Consider the following 16,234-nt stretch of genomic DNA (forward strand, 5'->3'; position numbering starts at 1 on the left):
GCTTGTGTGTAAAAAAATAGAATTGTCTAGATCTATCTTGTATTACTCCACTTTAAATATATTTTTTTAAGTAGTAGATAAAATTCTCACTAATTAGGACAAACTTCTGACACGCTATCTAAGCCTTGCTGTCTTTGTTCAAATGTGACACTTTTATTATCACCTTCTCGGATAATTTTTAAGATATAAATACTATCAAAATCATTACTTTTCCATTTAGGGATTAATTTAGGATCGCCCCCCACTCGCTTCATAATATCTCGTGCCACTTTAACTAAATTGTCATGCTCCCATGCAATAAAAATAACTGCATTTTCATATTTCTTACTTAACAGGGCTTCACGCAATTCTTTTACTTCTTTAGCATGAAATTGAAGATGAATAGGCAACGAGGTTTTAATAGCAATAGGAGAAATTGTTTGGAGTGAACGCAATGAATTGCCTAATTTACTCTGTTTAGGTGCAGCGGCAAATAATGCATCAGGTTTGCCAAATTGATTTATAAGTACATCAGGTAGGGCTAATGCTCTATTTAATCCCTTACAGGTCAATTGCCCACTATCATTATCAGGTTTTTCACCATGCCTTATAAAGACAAGTGTTTGATCGGAGTACGCCATATGACTAAATCCTAAAATAAATATGCTCAAAAATATAAATACACTGCGCATACAGCGTTGCCTTTAAGTCAATTAAGTATAAGAAATATAGAAAATTAAAACATACCTAATATTAACCATAAACTCACCTATTTGATGCCATTAAGTCTATCATAGACCAAAGTATTTTAGCGGTGAGCGAGTCTTAGATAACGTACATTTAGCCACTCTTATAATTTATTGACCTTTATTCTATCTTCTAAACACCCCAAAATTAATTAACAAATATTAAAATCGAACAAACAATTGTTAACGAAAAATAAAGAATATCTTTAATTTTTTATTACTTTACGTCCAAGTTTATAAAATTGGATTAAACTTAAATACTCAGAACTCTTAGATAAAAAAGAGAGGAAATCTCTTTTTTAAAATAAAAACAATGTGTTAAAAATCAATGCAAGCCTTTTTATCTCCCTTTACTTAGTTTAATGACTAAAGTTCTGCCACTACTTACCGATACTGTTTGTTCTTAAATAAGTTACCAATACTTATTAATTTTTATTTATCCAGGGTTAAGCATGTTCTTTAAAAACTTTAAAATTCGTACAAAGTTAACCATCGCATTTACAACTTTTGTGATGTTAATTATGTTGGGTTCTAGTTTCGCATTAATGGGTTTAAATAGTGCGAATCAAGATATTCATGATGTCGTTGATGATATCTATCCAACCACGGTCAAAGCCAATTTACTGATTAATAATTTCAATGAGTTTATTATATTTCAGCAACTCACTATGCTTGATGAGCAAGAAAGTTTAGCAACTGAACAAGAGAGCAAAAAAGCAGAGATCACCGCTAAAGTTGCGCAATTGCTGAAAGAGTTAGATGAAACTACACACGATGCTGAGTCAAAAAAAATCTTAGCAGAAGTTTATGACATTCGTCAGCAATATATAACCTCTCAAAACTTTGTAATAAAGGCATTTAATGAAAATAACAGACACGCCGCAGTCAATGAACTGATCACAAAAACCTCCGCTATCCAATTAAAATATCGCGATAAAATATTAGAGTTTATCGAATTACAAAATCAAAAAATGGAGGAGGCAGGTGACGCTGTTGAACGTAATTTTATTGAGAAAAGAACATTTTTAATATTATTAACTCTTGTCAGTATTATTGTGGGCAGTATTTTAGGATGGTTTATAACTAAAGGCATTACTCTCCCATTAGAGAAGGCAATAAACTTTGCAAAAGCCATTGCAAATGGTGATTTAACACAAGAAGTGAGTACTGATTATCATGATGAAGTAGGGATATTATTACGGGCCCTCGCTGAAATGAAAAAGCGCCTATTAGAGGTTGTGCAAAATGTACAAAATGGCGCTGAAAATATTTCATCGGCAGCAGAGCAAATTACTGCTGGTAGCCAAAATTTAGCAGCAAGAACAGAAGAACAAGCAACCTCAGTAGAAGAAACGGCAAGCTCAATGGAGCAAATGACGTCAACCGTTAAAAACACAACGGATCATACTCATAATGCAATTAATGTTGCTGAAAAAACTGAAGTCGCCGTACATCACAATGGCAAAATGATGCTTCAGCTAACTGAAAAAATGAGAGCAATTAATAGCTCATCATCTCAAATGACAGATATTATTAACTTAATTGATGCCATTGCATTCCAAACTAATATTCTTGCACTAAATGCTGCTGTTGAAGCCGCCAGAGCAGGTGAACATGGTAAAGGTTTTGCAGTTGTTGCTGGTGAAGTCAGACTACTGGCACAAAAAAGTGCAGATTCCGCTAATAATATACGCACTCTTATCGATAACTCATCAACTCAAACACAGGAAGGGATGGAATTAGTTGAGCAAGCAGGCTCTCAAATCAAAAAAATGATCACCGATGTTGAAGAGATCAGCGCATTATTACGAGAAATTGGGCAAGCAAGTAATGAGCAAAGCGCTGGTATATCACAAATAAACAATGCTATAAGTCAGCTTGATTCGACAACTCAACAGAATGCAGGATTAGTTGAAGAATCTGTCGCAGCCGCAAATTCTCTTAACGACCAAGCCTTAAATCTAACCAAACTCGTTAATTACTTTCAGATTAAGTGCATCTAATTCGTTATTGTATTAGATAGTGTTGTTCAAGGTCACTCAGTGGAAACTGTCGTGACCTTGAAATCATATTTAGATGAAAGAATAACCTTTTATATCAACCAAAAACGTGAGTTAAATGTGCTTTATATTCAGCAATATCATTATCAATTTTTGGCTCTTTAATAACGTCATTGACCATAAAAGTTGGTAATTGAGATAATCCTAAAAATTGTTGTGATTTGTGAAAAGCAAAATAAACACCATCAACACCTCTGCCATCAAAAAAATTGCCAAATTCATTAAAGGCTTCAACGGGAGCATTCCATGTTACGGAGAGCATATATTTTTTACCTTGTAATAGTCCCCCTGTACCGTATTGCTTTTTAGGATCACGACGAGTACGTCCATCATTCTCATATAACTTGCCATGACCAAATGTATACACATCATCCATATATTTTTTTACTTTCCATGGCATCATCATCCACCAGCCAGGCATTTGATAAATAATGGTGTCTGCCCATAGAAATTTTTCTATTTCATCATCAATATCATAGCCTTCTTCTATTTGAGTCTCTTTAACACCATGACCTAATGTGACTAAATGTTCAGTAGCAACATCATGCAATGTGCGGTTTAATTGACCAGCAGAATGACCAAATTTTTGGCCACCATTAATCAGTAAAATATTCATGCTAACTCCTAAATTTTTTCTTGCGATGTGTCTAATGGAGTTAATTTAACAGGAAATAAATAAGTTCGCACACGACAATAAAATTACAAAACAAACAAAAAGCAGAATTATAATCTTTATTTTGACTAAAAAAATCAGTTTTAAAAACAAAAAACCAGAAACAATCACTTTTACGATTACGTATATTAATAATAGCGATTATTGCTTTTTAGGTAAAAGTCTATTGTTTCTTAGGCTATTTTTTTAATGACTGGCTGTTATAACATTAATAGGAGTACCTTCTAGCCAGATAGGATTGTATTACTATCACATTGAGATAAATTGTAAGAAATAAAGCACATCAATGTGCTAAAAGTTACAGCTTTAATGTATCTGATAGATATTGAGTTAAACTATCAATAAAAACGCGAATGCGCTGGCTCACCACTCGATCACTATAATAAACAGCATGAAAAGGTAATGGCATAGATTGTATTTTATCGCTAAATAGTTCAACTAGTTTGCCTTCTTGAATATCTTTATTCACCACAAAATCAGATAAACAAGCTATTCCTTCACCACTCATACATAGTTGCCTTAATATTTCGCCATTGTTTGCAGATATCCCTTCCGTTACCGTAATGAATACATTTTTTTCGATTTCTAAAGGCCATGTATTTAATGAAACAGGCTCAGTAAATGTTAAACAAGTATGTTCGCTCAACATTTGCGCTGTTGTCGGAAATCCTTTTCGCTCAATATATTTTGGCGAAGCAATAATTTTGCGATGGCTATTAAATAAAGGACGAGCACGTAAACTTGAATCGGTTAAATGACCAACTCGTATAGCCACATCCACTTTACGTTCAATTAAATTAACAAAGGTTTCAGAAGAGACTAATGACAAAATAATATCAGGATATTGTTGGCGAAAAACAGAAATAAAAGGGATCAAAAGATGCAATACCACAGGTGTAGCAGCGTCAATACGCAATAAGCCTTTAGGGGAACGTTGTGTACCATGTAACTCATTTTCAGCGGCTTGCATTTCTTGCAATATCACTTTCATTCGCTGAAAATAAAGTTCACCTTCTGAAGTAAGAGCTATTTGGCGGGTTGTTCTATTCAGTAAATTAACACCTAATTTATCTTCTAATTTTTTTACAGTACGACTTACCGCTGAATTAGCGAGATTCAATTTATCTGCAGCTTTTGTAAAACTTTTATGTTCAACGACTTCAACAAATACTCTCGCTTCTTCTGATGTTGCTTTCATATCATAAACCTCGGTAGCATTAAGTAACGCACTGAAATTTAAGAATACGAGTATCTTTTCATTATTGCAATTAAGTTAATAATAGAGAGATATAGTGAGTTACTAGTCATAATCTACTATAAGTAATGTATATATCAAAAAAATAAGCAGGTAATCCTTAATGAGATACCTGCTTAACTCACTGTGGAAAAAATAACATTAAGCCAATTTCTCAATAAATTTAATCTCTAGTGAATCAGTTTTATCTTTTAAATTTTCGATAAATGTTTTCATATGTGCCGTTTCATTATGTTTATCAATGGCACTTTGGTTCTCCCATATTTCAAAGAAAATAAAAGTTCTTGGTTGAGTGGTATCCTTATGAAGTTCATACTGGATACAACCTTCGTCTTGATGACTTGGCTTTATCATCGCCAGACAAGCAGACAAAATATCGCTCTCATAATTTTCTTTTGCCACAATAGTGGCTATTAATCTGATATTGTTCATATAAAATCCTATCGCTCGGCTATGAGATTGTTAAGTACATTGATTAATAAACTCAAATTACTCTAACACAATTCTTATCTCATTCTTCATTCCAATTATTTCCATTTAAGCAAAAGTATTTTCCATTTAAGCAACTGGATCTACCTCAAAGAAATGGTGATTAATCCTTGTCTCTAAGTAAAACTTCTCAATCAAAGTAGTGAACAAATAATCCCTACTTTGTCACGAGTGTCATTACAATAGCTTTTATAATGGCATTCGATTTATACATTAACACGCATTTATCCCAATGAAAAAAAGCAACCTAGCTCACACTTTTGTTCTTTTTTTTATGTGTAACAACATCGCCAATGAAATGTAAACAAATTTACCAATATCAGACAAACTGTTTGTATTTGCAAAATTATTTCAACGGTAATGGATAGCGTCAAATGTTAAATCCTAAAACATCGCTAACATAATCGCTGATTTCTGTTATCAAAACAGGGCTATTTAATGATGAAAATAATCTTTTCACTATTAATACTTCCATAATAATCTCAACGTAATATCACTTATTGTAAGTGAAGCTTATCGCGCTAAAAAATATCCTCCCCCCTCCCTCACACTAAAGAAAACATTTCGCGAGAGATTATTACGTAGTTAAAACAAAAATAATTATCTGCAAACTTATTTTTCAATCATTTTTTCACTTTCAATATTTGTGTGACAATTTTCTAGGTAAAATGAATATCTCATCTAAAAATGAGACTATTACATCAAAATTATTTCATATCTTATCTTTGCTCTATAACAGTTAACTTAAACACTTCAAATAATGTATAGAAAAACCATTAAATAAATATTTTTCTCTTATTACATAGAATTTATTTTATGCTTTTTCAGTCATAAAAAATAAGAAAAATAAATTTTTTACTTTTACCAATACGATCAAGATCACTTTAATCATATCTTTAACTGAAAATAATTAGGAAGAACCATTCTCATTTTATATTTATTTTACTCTTCAACCCTCCATTATCCTTATGATTTGTATTACAATTAAACCTAACATTAAAACCAGTGGTTGTGCGCGTTAAGAGACAAAAAGAAGTCAATCACTGATGATGAAATCATATTAACATCGACTTAAACAGTTAATATAAAAATATTATTTTTGTATAATTAACATTGTTAAATTTAAAAAAAAGAAAAAACAAACCATAATAAATTATATTCTTACAATAAAACAAAAATTTCTATAATTAGAATAAAAAAACATCGTGATTTATAAATAAAAAACAACAAAAAAAACAAACAAGAAATAAAAACAATGTAAAGAAAATAATTAATATAAAAAAACAAAATAAAAACAAAAAAAAAAAAAACAACAAACCAAAAACAAAATAAATACAACAATAAAAGCAACCATTGAAAAATAAAATTAAAGATAATTTAAATAATAAAAAAATAAAAACTTATAATAATAAAAAATTAAAATATATAACATTAAAGCTATTTGTTAATAAAATAGCCCCTTCAAACAATACATTAATTTAATTTATGATTAATTAAAGAATAGATAATCATTTCTATCCTAAAAAATGGCATTTTAGACTTAAATTCATCTTTTTATTACATAGCTAAAACCATCAATATCGTTCTTTTTTTCATCAAAAACCAATTTGATAACAACATTAGCAATCCAATTACATTGATGAACATCAAAAAACACGACAATTAACAAGCAAATAATGAGAAAAAAGGAATTTTTTTATATTTGTCACACAATTGATTTTATTCTATTACATCTCAATAAATATTCCCTACAATAGCCAACCAATCTAGCCTAACAATTTCATGAGTGATAATGTTTTTCATTGTTTAGGTTGGTAACTATCTTTTTTTATTTATGATTTATCGTTTCAGCAAAGTAGAGCATTAATAAAACCTAGTACCCTACACAATTATATGATGACCAATTTATAGGTTTGCCAACGCAGTTATAAACGATAAAAATTGCAAACTTAAGGATAAAAATAATCATGTCCAACTATCTATCATTCTTATTAGGTATTGTGCCTTTAGCGGTTTTGATTTTTATGATCTTAAAAATGAAATCAGCCGTTCACCATGCCGTGCTTGTGTCTTTAGTGATAACGGTTGCGCTGGCCATTTTCCATTGGAACAACACCATTCAATTTGCTTCAGTCTCGGTCCTTTATGGTGCAGTTAAAGGATTGTGGCCAATCATCATCGTCATTCTTGCCGCTATTTATAGTTATAACTTAATGTTAAAGACAGGTGGCATGGATGTACTGAAAGATGTACTCGCGGGTATAAGTGATGATAAGCGCGTGCAAGTTCTGCTTATCTCATGGTGTTTTGGTGGCTTCCTTGAAGCAGTTGCGGGTTATGGTACTGCGGTTGCCATTCCTATCGGCATTTTAATCGCACTTGGATTTGATCCTTTTAAAGCAGCTGTTGCCTCTTTAGTTGCCAATACGGTTCCTACTGCTTTTGGTGCAGTCGGCATTCCTGTTTCAATTTTGGCACAAAACACTGGGCTTGATGTATTAGTGCTAAGTAAAACGATTATCATTCAGTTGGGATTATTTAATATCGTCTTGCCTTTTGTCATCGTTGCCATTGCTGGTGGTGGAATTAAAGCAATTAAAGGTGTCGGATTTATTACTTTAATGTGTGGTATCAGTACACTGATCCCTCAATATATCGTTGCTGCTAATTTAGGTGCTGAATTACCGGCGTTTGCTGGTAGCTTAGTCAGCTTAATTGTGGTTATTTTCCTTGCTAAACGCATGAAAAACAGTGGTGATAAACAACAAAATATCAAAAAGCACACGGGCAAAGAGTTGTTAGTAGCAAGTTCTATTTACTTGTTTACCTTTATTTTTATTTTAGCGTGCTCACCTTTATTCCCTACACTTCAAAGCATGGCGGGTTCAATATCCACAAAGATCCCATTTGTATTAAGTGAGACACAAACGGAATATCAAACCATTGCTTGGTTAAGTACACCAGGTGTATTAATTATTCTCGCCAGCTTTGTAGGCGGCGCCATTCAAGGTGCAAGCGTTTCAACACTTATCTCTGTTCTGGTTAAAACGACGATCCAACTGAAAAACTCTATTATTGCCATCACAGCAATTGTAGCGATGGCAACTGTCATGGATTTCAGTGGCATGATTGGCAGTATCGCCGAAACCTTAGTTGATTTCACAGGTGCAGGATTTATCTTTATTGCGCCAGTAATCGGTGCGTTGGGAACCTTCGTAACCGGTAGTGACACCAACTCTAACGTACTGTTTGGTAAGTTACAAACCAGTGCGGCCGCTAAACTCAATATCGATCCATTTATTCTGGCTGCTGCAAATACCTCTGGTGCTACGGGCGGTAAAATGATTTCACCACAAAGTATCGCCATTGCTGTTTCAGCGACCAAAATGGATGGTCAAAGCAGTGCCATCATGCGTGAAACCTTAAAATACTGTATCGCCTATATCATTATTCTCGGGGCGAAGATCGGTATTATTTATCATCTAATGAACTAATTAATAAGGAGAAGGGAGTGTGTTCATTCCCACTCTTCTCCTCTTATAACAAATCAATAAAAGAATTTTATCTTTAGTAAAAATGACAACATCTGAGCGATGTTTTGGAGTTCGATTAATGAAAGTTAATTTTTATGCGACCTGTCTTGGTGATGTGCTGAAAGCAGATTCAGCTCGAGACACCGTCCTGTTACTTGAAAAATTAGGCTGCGAAGTCTTGTTTCAAGAACGCCAAGGTTGCTGTGGTCAGCCAGCGCTTAATAGCGGTTATGTAAATAACGCAAAACCAGCCATGAAATCGTTAATTGAAACATTGGAAGTGAACGACTATCCCATTATTTCACCCGCAGGCTCCTGTACTTATGCCATTAAAGGCTATCCAACTTACCTTGCTGATGAACCTCAATGGGCATTACGGGCACAAGGTGTTGCCGATCGCCTGATTGATTTAACCAGCTTTATTGTTAACAAACTTGGTGTTGTTGATGTTGGCGCTCGCCTTCCTGGTAAAGCGGTTTATCACCCATCTTGCAGTTTAACCAGAAAATTAGGTGTCGTAAGTGAGCCTTTAACATTATTAAAACATGTTGAAGGTCTTGAAATGTTGCCATTTGCAAACTCAGAAACCTGCTGTGGCTTTGGGGGGACATTCTCCGTGAAGATGTCTGAAATTTCAGGCGAGATGGTGACCGAAAAAGTAAAACATATCATGGATGTGAGCCCTGATTATGTCATTGGTGCCGATACAAGTTGCTTAATCAACATTCAAGGTCGCTTAAGTCGTGAAAAGCGTCCTGTAAAAGTGTTGCATATTGCACAAGTTTTAATGAGCCAATAAGGGAGCTTGCTTATGTCTATCAAAACCAGTGATATAGATTTCAGACCTCGTCTAGAACATGAAATGAAAGACACAATCATGCGTAATGCGGTTGTTATGGCGCAAGAACGTATTGGGGCTAACCGTCAAATCATGGTCAAAGAGCTGGGAGATTGGGAAGAGTGGCGTGATCGCGCTGAACAAATCCGTAACCATGTTCTTGAAAACTTAGATGCTTATCTCTATCAATTATCTGAAAAAGTAACAGAAAACGGAGGTCATGTTTATTTTGCTAAAACAGCAGAAGATGCCTCTCGTTACATTTGTGACGTTGCCAAAAAGAAAAACGCGAAGAAGATCGTAAAATCTAAATCAATGGTCACCGAAGAAATTGGGATGAATAAGGCCTTACAGAATGAAGGCATTGAGATCATCGAAACTGACCTTGGTGAATATATTCTTCAATTAGATAACGATCCACCGTCTCATATCGTGGTTCCTGCGATCCACAAAGATCGTTATCAAATTCGCAAAGTCTTAAATGAAAAACTCAATTATGAAGGCAGTGAAACGCCTGAAGATATGACGCTTTTCATTAGACAACGTATAAGACAAGATTTCCTTTCTGCAGATATTGGCGTTACTGGTTGTAACTTTGCAGTAGCTGAAACAGGCACCGTCTGTTTAGTCACTAACGAAGGTAATGCCAGAATGACCACCACATTACCTAAAACCCATATTGCAGTCATGGGCATGGAACGTGTGGCACCGACATTTGAAGAAGTTGATCCATTAATTACAATGTTATGCCGTAGCGCGGTTGGTTCTCGTTTAACCAGTTATAACACTTGGGTAACTGGCCCACGTGAAGCTGGCAATGTTGATGGTCCTGAAGAATTCCATTTAGTGATTGTCGACAATGGCCGTTCTGAAATTTTAGGCTCACAATTTAAAGATATTTTACGCTGTATCCGTTGTGGTGCTTGTCTTAATACATGCCCTGCTTATCGTAATATTGGTGGACATGCTTATGGTTCAATTTATCCAGGTCCAATTGGTGCGGTCATTTCACCACTGCTAGGGGGCTATAAAGATTTCCATGATCTCCCTTACGCTTGTTCATTATGTAATGCATGTAATGTGGTTTGCCCAGTCAAAATTCCTTTAGCACAACTCATTTTAAAACATCGCCGAGTGATGGCAGAAACAGGTCTTACACCCAAAGCTGAACGTCGAGTCACCGGTATGTTTAACTACCTCAATTCACACCCTGCTCTTTGGAAAGTGGGTATGAATGTTGGTGCGAAAATGGCGGGATTAATGATCAAAAATGGTTCTACACCAATCAAAATCAGTGTTCTTAACGATTGGATGGAATCGCGCGATCTCCCTGAACCGGATGGTTATAGCTTCCGTAGTTGGTTTAAACGCCATAAAGCAGAAGGAAAAAAATAACATGTTAAACGAACAAAACCGTAATGAATTTCTGCAAACTATTGCTGAAAAATTAGGGCGTCCTATCGCTCATAAACCACAGCCACAACCTACACCGGTAAATAATTTAGCAAAAACACGGTTAACTAATTTAACTCAAGATGAATTGTGCAAAGAATTTACCGATTTTGCACAAACTCAAATGGTGAAATGTGTTGTTAGTAAACCAGAAGAGCTTATCAATAGCTTAATTGATCTCTGTGAAAGTTATGATTGTAAAGGCTCAGTGGTAATAAGTGGTGATGATCGCCTAGATGCACTAGGTGTGACAAAAGCGATTAGTGAAAAATACGAAACCTATATTTGGAACCCAGAACTTGGTCATGAAAATATTATTCATGCTGAACGCTCTCAAATTGGAATTGTCTTTGCTGAAGCGGGCCTAACTGAATCAGGAGGGATTGTCTTATTTTCTTCACCAGAAAAAGGACGTGCCGTTAGCTTACTACCTGAAACATCAATTGTTATTCTACGTAAAAGTGATATTTTGCCTCGTGTGGCTCAAATTGCTGAGCGTTTACATAAGATGGCTCAAGAAGGTGTAAGAATGCCGTCTTGTATCAATTTAATTGGTGGTGCAAGTTCTACTGCTGATATTGAGTTGATTAAAGTGTGGGGGGTTCATGGCCCTGTTCATGCGGCTTATTTAATTATTGAAGATTGCTAATTCAAGATAAAATAACGTTAAAACGATAACAAAATAACTAACAGTCTGAGTCAATCATCGACTCCTAAATCAAACCCAAAAGATAAGTTAATGGCTTTTGGGTTTTCTCTATTGTTTACCAATTAATTATTTAATAAAACTTTTGCTCTCCATTGATTCAATTTTATTTCACATGCGAGTAAAACATCTCCTGCCCCCGTTCCCCCCATTAGTAACGCAGATTGTCGTTGGCATTCAGCGCTTCTAAATTGAATAAAATGCTGTTGAGAACTGGCTAATGCATCAATGGCACTTTTCGCTGCAATAGAATCAGTATCTTCAAGATCACTCTTACTTTTGTCATAAATGACATTCATTTGCTGTTCTGCCAGTTTTAACTCATCCAATAAACAAGCTTGCACTGCTGTTCTTGGCTCGTTTGCAGTCACTTCATAACATTTTGCTAAAGGATCGTATTTGTTTTGTGCCAAAGAAAAAAAACTAACTGTCAGTAAGCTACAGAAGATCATAAATAAACTTATCTTCACACGAACTCCTTATAGATATTTATAATAAAATTTATGCTCAACATAATGTATAAAATAGCCAATATTACATCTATTAGTGTGAACAGTATCATTTTAATGATATATCGCATATTACTTGATAACTTTAAATTTCAATCAAGTAATTATAAAAAAACATTATTAATGCCTTTTAAATTTAAACCTGTTTTTTTTCTTAGTATAGCAATAGAAAATCCACTTTTTTTGCAGTAATCTCATACCATTCTTATTGGCAATTTTTAACTAAAAACGACCAGTGGTATCACCAATATGCTCTACAAATTCACTCCCATTATTCTTCTCATCATTTCCAACGTTTTTATGACATTTGCTTGGTATGGACACCTAAAATATGGCAATAAACCCCTTATTGTTGTCATTATTTTAAGCTGGTTGATTGCCTTTGTTGAATACTGTTTTGCTGTACCCGCAAATCGCATTGGTCATAATTATTACAGTGCGGCAGAATTAAAAACCATACAAGAAGTGATCACATTAACTATTTTCGCTATTTTTTCTGTCACTTATTTAGGAGAAAATTTTACATTAAATCACTTTATTGGTTTTCTTTTAATTGGTGCAGGTGCTTTATTTATCTTTAAAGGTCCTTTTTAGAAAAACCAATTAATAGATATTGTTAGCTCATCTTTTCAGCATATTATCTACGCTTATTTATTATCGCCTTATCAAAACTGATAAGGCTTTTTTATTCAAAACTTAACTTTTTGATTACTTTTAATACTATTTATAGTGTGGTTTTTACGGAGGGTTAAATAACACCATCACTTACCATTAAGTTATATAGTCTATTTAGATAATTTTTCCAAAATAATAGTCTGTTTTTTAATAAATACGCTCTACATATAGAAATATTTCTCTTGAAAAATATTTTTCATTCAGCGCATAATGATTGCTCTAAGAGAAGCATCGTTTCTCTGTCTTTTTTGCTTCTCTTAAACTACCGCACACTTAGAACGTGCGTTTTGTCACTTTAACGTCAGATAAAATGGTATCTGGTATGAGCAAACATTCTAACGATTTTATTTATATGCAGGATAACCCCTGTATGCATTGTGGTGCTTGTTGCGCCTATTTTAGAGTTTCGTTCTATTGGGCTGAAATGGTAAGTGGTGGAGGCGTGGTTCCTGATGAACTAACAGAGCCATTAACGCCTTTTCTCTCTTGCATGAAAGGAACAAATTCTAAAAAACCACGCTGTGACAAACTGATTGGTGAGGTGGGAGAGTGTGTAAGCTGCTCTATCTACGAGCAACGCCCTTCTCCTTGCCGTGAGTTCCAACAATCTTGGGTAAATGGCATCCATAATGAAGCTTGCGATCGTGCGAGAGCGGCTTATGGTTTACCGCCATTAACTCACATCACATTACCTCACAGCGCGTAAGACATCAGAGGGGTTAATCCCCTCCTGATCATTTAATACTACCCAATATGCATTTTTTATAAAAAACAAAATAATAGAACAAAAAAGCATTATTAAATAACACGTTAGTTTGACTTTATTTTTAAATAACCTAGTATATAAGAGAATTAATTAATAACTCTTATTTAGTGAGGTTTTTTATTTAAAAGAAGCAACAAACTTGGGGGGCATTATGATCAGTAGCTCTTTTTTTATCCTTTTCCTTTCTTTTATCTGTTCTACTGCTGTCGTTAGTATGTTACTCGGTGGCTTAGAGGAATAATTATGAATATTTCTGATGAAAATATTCTTTCCCAGAAATAATGCCCATACTTTACATAAAATCAGTATGGGCATTATTTTTTAAATTTTATATTTTTTACTGTTGTTATTTTTATTCTATTTTTTATAAAAAACTAAACATCTCAATTTTTCCTCACTTACCTATTTAGTAAGTAAAATGCCCGGTTATTTTCCATGAAAATAAGACATCCTCAGCAACTTGCCCAAATCCAATATTATGCATAACGAGATAGCGTTGGTTATCCCAACTTTTTTTATTTACTACAATGCCAATATGAGGCCGTCCATTATCTAAACGCCAGCTCACAATATCGCCTGGAACATAATCTTCTGCATTTTTTGTAATCGGCTTTACTTTTCCTTTTCGTGTAAAAAAGACTTCTAAATTGGGAACTCTACGGTGATCAATGTTCGTATCAGGCTTATTCAATCCCCACATTCTTTTACTTGGGTAAGCAGAAAAATGTGCTTTAATGTCTTCATGCAGTAATTTTTGTAGATCGATATCAATTCCACGATAACTACGAATAATAACGTCGCTACAAACTCCCTTATAAGCAGGAACATCACCATTTGGGTAATCTATTTTGCGATAATCTGAGTCATAAATTACGGCTCTTGGTAAATCAGTGGCATATTCCACCAGCTTTTTATTTTGCTCTGCCGTTATTGCTTTGGCACTTGAAAAAGGAATAATCAATAAAAGCAAAAAGCTGAGTACCGTTATTCTCATTATATAATCTCCATGAAAAGTTAAATCCATTATCTTTAAAGAAGGGAGTGGATGATCTGTTTATACTGATAAAACACAGTATAAAAATATAAGTGGAATCTTAATTAATTTTTAAATATAACATAAAAAACCGAGCGACTTTTTACAGTTAGCTCGGCTGATAATAAAATAAAAGAGAAAGAGATCTAATTAAGAGAAATTGTTAGTTCAACACAATATGGCTTTTGCGTCGTAAACTGGCAAAAAGCATATAAATCGCCGTCACTAATAACACCACAAAGAAGAAGTTCATAATGCCATTATTGGCAGCTTGAGCCATAAACATTCCTGCGCCTAAAGGCCCAATGGCAGAACCAATGCTATAACTTAATAACATTACTTGTGTGATTGCGACAATATAACTTGCATTAACATGATCACACGCCAATGTAATAGCGATAGGATAAAGTGCAAAAGAAGACATTCCCAATAACGCTAGTGCAATAATAAGCACCATATAATCGCTAGAAAGATAAGTCAGTCCCATGGCAAAAACGCCCACTAAACACATCATCGCTAATAACAGTGTCTTACTTATCATCACAGACAATTTGCTAATAATAGGCTGAACCACCATTCCTCCTAAAATAATTGCTGCCATCAACACACCTATTTGGTCTGTTGTAAATTGCCCTTGATTTAAAGCCAATGGCATCATGCCATAAATACTGCCCATCACCACACCAGAGACCATACAGCCCACTAAAGCCGCTTTATTTAATCGGCTCATCTGCTTGAGTGACAAACTTTTATGATCATGTCCTTGTGGTTGCCCTTGTTTAAAAAGCAGAGGCGGTAATACGGCGATTAATAACAAAACTAATATCGCCATAAACGGGATAGCGCCTTGCGTACCAATTGCGCCAATTGCCAATTGTCCTAATGTTGTGCCACCATAAAGCGAGGTCATATAAAAACCTAAGCGTTTAGCTCGCTCTTTAGGATTATCGCCAATTAATAGCCATGACTCGACAACAACAAATATCCCTGCGACCGCCATACCACCAATAAAACGGAAAATTATCCATGCTGATAAATAAGGCATGAAAGGCAACACACCGACAGTCACTGCCAGTAATAATAAAAATACAACGAAAGAAAGACGATGCCCTATTCTTGCAATAATAGGTTCTATCATGACTGAACCTATTAATAATCCGATAAAATAAATACTTGCTAACCAACTGGCATAGAGTGTATCCATTCCAAAACTGCTCATAGACAGCGGAATTAAACTCATTAAATAGCCTGACGCGATAGCAAATACCGTTAACCCAGCTACAGGTACTAATGTACTGTCGCCTTTGCGTACCAAAGTAGTGTGCTGTTTCACTACCCTCGTCTCCACAATCAAAACGGTTGATGATGCGCTGTTTTCTCGATGCCAGATAGAGGCGGTTCTTTTATCTAGGAAAGATAAAAGAAACAAAGGTGAAAACAGTGGATGGCGTCCCTAAATTTAGGAGACGCGAATATAACGCTTAAACTGCCATAAATAAAATTATAAAATCTAATGCCAA

At 34.6% G+C, this 16,234-nt stretch carries 14 protein-coding genes; 7 read left to right on the forward strand and 7 right to left on the reverse strand.

The features are described from left to right. Positions 1-89: 89 nt before the first annotated feature. Positions 90-671, reverse strand: a complete 582-nt coding sequence (locus H1225_RS10065; RefSeq protein WP_161671275.1) for a histidine phosphatase family protein — start codon at positions 669-671, stop codon at positions 90-92. Positions 672-1,177: 506 nt separating this feature from the next. Between H1225_RS10065 and H1225_RS10070 the strand changes: the two genes are divergently transcribed. After that, entirely contained in the window at positions 1,178-2,728 is a 1,551-nt protein-coding gene (locus H1225_RS10070; RefSeq protein WP_161669665.1) for a methyl-accepting chemotaxis protein, read from the forward strand. Positions 2,729-2,822: 94 nt separating this feature from the next. Here H1225_RS10070 and H1225_RS10075 read toward each other — a convergent pair whose 3' ends face one another. The 3 genes from H1225_RS10075 to H1225_RS10085 form a co-directional block, all read right to left on the reverse strand. Further along, on the reverse strand, positions 2,823-3,401 hold the full coding sequence (locus H1225_RS10075) for an NAD(P)H-dependent oxidoreductase (RefSeq protein ID WP_072063310.1): 579 nt from the start codon (positions 3,399-3,401) through the stop codon (positions 2,823-2,825). Positions 3,402-3,756: 355 nt separating this feature from the next. Beyond that, on the reverse strand, positions 3,757-4,656 hold the full coding sequence (locus H1225_RS10080) for a LysR substrate-binding domain-containing protein (protein WP_109847753.1): 900 nt from the start codon (positions 4,654-4,656) through the stop codon (positions 3,757-3,759). 198 nt (positions 4,657-4,854) lie between these two features. After that, positions 4,855-5,145, reverse strand: coding sequence for a putative quinol monooxygenase (locus tag H1225_RS10085; protein ID WP_006533613.1), 291 nt, complete (start codon positions 5,143-5,145; stop codon positions 4,855-4,857). A gap of 2,024 nt (positions 5,146-7,169) precedes the next feature. Here H1225_RS10085 and H1225_RS10090 point away from each other — a divergent pair. The 4 genes from H1225_RS10090 (at position 7,170) to H1225_RS10105 (ending at position 11,674) form a co-directional block, all read left to right on the forward strand. After that, positions 7,170-8,696 (forward strand): L-lactate permease, encoded by a 1,527-nt coding sequence (locus H1225_RS10090; RefSeq protein ID WP_239739106.1) that lies wholly within the window; start codon positions 7,170-7,172, stop codon positions 8,694-8,696. A gap of 118 nt (positions 8,697-8,814) precedes the next feature. Beyond that, complete coding sequence (locus H1225_RS10095; RefSeq protein WP_072063314.1) at positions 8,815-9,534, forward strand: (Fe-S)-binding protein; 720 nt, start codon at positions 8,815-8,817, stop codon at positions 9,532-9,534. A gap of 12 nt (positions 9,535-9,546) precedes the next feature. Continuing rightward, entirely contained in the window at positions 9,547-10,968 is a 1,422-nt protein-coding gene (locus H1225_RS10100; protein ID WP_072063315.1) for a LutB/LldF family L-lactate oxidation iron-sulfur protein, read from the forward strand. Position 10,969: 1 nt separating this feature from the next. Further along, entirely contained in the window at positions 10,970-11,674 is a 705-nt protein-coding gene (locus H1225_RS10105; protein ID WP_109399817.1) for a LutC/YkgG family protein, read from the forward strand. 122 nt (positions 11,675-11,796) lie between these two features. Here H1225_RS10105 and umoC read toward each other — a convergent pair whose 3' ends face one another. Next, a complete protein-coding gene (umoC, locus tag H1225_RS10110) occupies positions 11,797-12,201 on the reverse strand; it encodes a lysozyme inhibitor LprI family protein (protein WP_109847756.1) in 405 nt (134 codons plus the stop codon). A gap of 288 nt (positions 12,202-12,489) precedes the next feature. On the opposite strand from umoC, the gene H1225_RS10115 reads away from it, so the two are divergent. Together H1225_RS10115 and H1225_RS10120 are read left to right on the forward strand one after the other, a co-directional pair. Then, the gene (locus H1225_RS10115) at positions 12,490-12,834 is read left to right on the forward strand and encodes a DMT family protein (protein ID WP_006533623.1); all 345 of its coding nucleotides are present in this window, start codon (positions 12,490-12,492) and stop codon (positions 12,832-12,834) included. Between the two features lie 403 nt (positions 12,835-13,237). Further along, on the forward strand, positions 13,238-13,621 hold the full coding sequence (locus H1225_RS10120) for a YkgJ family cysteine cluster protein (RefSeq protein WP_072063318.1): 384 nt from the start codon (positions 13,238-13,240) through the stop codon (positions 13,619-13,621). A 466-nt stretch (positions 13,622-14,087) separates the two neighbouring features. On the opposite strand, the gene H1225_RS10125 is transcribed toward H1225_RS10120, so the two are convergent. Then, positions 14,088-14,675: a DUF1287 domain-containing protein gene (locus tag H1225_RS10125; protein WP_202611617.1), complete on the reverse strand. Its 588-nt coding sequence runs from the start codon at positions 14,673-14,675 to the stop codon at positions 14,088-14,090. Between the two features lie 202 nt (positions 14,676-14,877). Then, positions 14,878-16,047, reverse strand: a complete 1,170-nt coding sequence (locus H1225_RS10130) for an MFS transporter (protein WP_109399814.1) — start codon at positions 16,045-16,047, stop codon at positions 14,878-14,880. Positions 16,048-16,234 lie beyond the last annotated feature (187 nt).

Origin of the sequence: Proteus penneri (genome assembly GCF_022369495.1) — a bacterium.
In the GTDB taxonomy this organism is placed as follows: domain Bacteria; phylum Pseudomonadota; class Gammaproteobacteria; order Enterobacterales; family Enterobacteriaceae; genus Proteus; species Proteus penneri.

Excerpts from the sequence above, each read along its gene's own strand:
- H1225_RS10090 (WP_239739106.1), top strand. The coding sequence starts at position 7,170 with ATGTCCAACTATCTATCATTCTTATTAGGTATTGTGCCTTTAGCGGTT.
- H1225_RS10070 (WP_161669665.1), top strand. The coding sequence starts at position 1,178 with ATGTTCTTTAAAAACTTTAAAATTCGTACAAAGTTAACCATCGCATTT.
- H1225_RS10120 (WP_072063318.1), top strand. The coding sequence starts at position 13,238 with ATGAGCAAACATTCTAACGATTTTATTTATATGCAGGATAACCCCTGT.
- H1225_RS10095 (WP_072063314.1), top strand. The coding sequence starts at position 8,815 with ATGAAAGTTAATTTTTATGCGACCTGTCTTGGTGATGTGCTGAAAGCA.
- H1225_RS10080 (WP_109847753.1), bottom strand. The coding sequence starts at position 4,656 with ATGAAAGCAACATCAGAAGAAGCGAGAGTATTTGTTGAAGTCGTTGAA.
- H1225_RS10105 (WP_109399817.1), top strand. The coding sequence starts at position 10,970 with ATGTTAAACGAACAAAACCGTAATGAATTTCTGCAAACTATTGCTGAA.
- H1225_RS10085 (WP_006533613.1), bottom strand. The coding sequence starts at position 5,145 with ATGAACAATATCAGATTAATAGCCACTATTGTGGCAAAAGAAAATTAT.
- H1225_RS10115 (WP_006533623.1), top strand. The coding sequence starts at position 12,490 with ATGCTCTACAAATTCACTCCCATTATTCTTCTCATCATTTCCAACGTT.
- H1225_RS10125 (WP_202611617.1), bottom strand. The coding sequence starts at position 14,675 with ATGAGAATAACGGTACTCAGCTTTTTGCTTTTATTGATTATTCCTTTT.
- H1225_RS10065 (WP_161671275.1), bottom strand. The coding sequence starts at position 671 with ATGCGCAGTGTATTTATATTTTTGAGCATATTTATTTTAGGATTTAGT.
- H1225_RS10100 (WP_072063315.1), top strand. The coding sequence starts at position 9,547 with ATGTCTATCAAAACCAGTGATATAGATTTCAGACCTCGTCTAGAACAT.
- H1225_RS10075 (WP_072063310.1), bottom strand. The coding sequence starts at position 3,401 with ATGAATATTTTACTGATTAATGGTGGCCAAAAATTTGGTCATTCTGCT.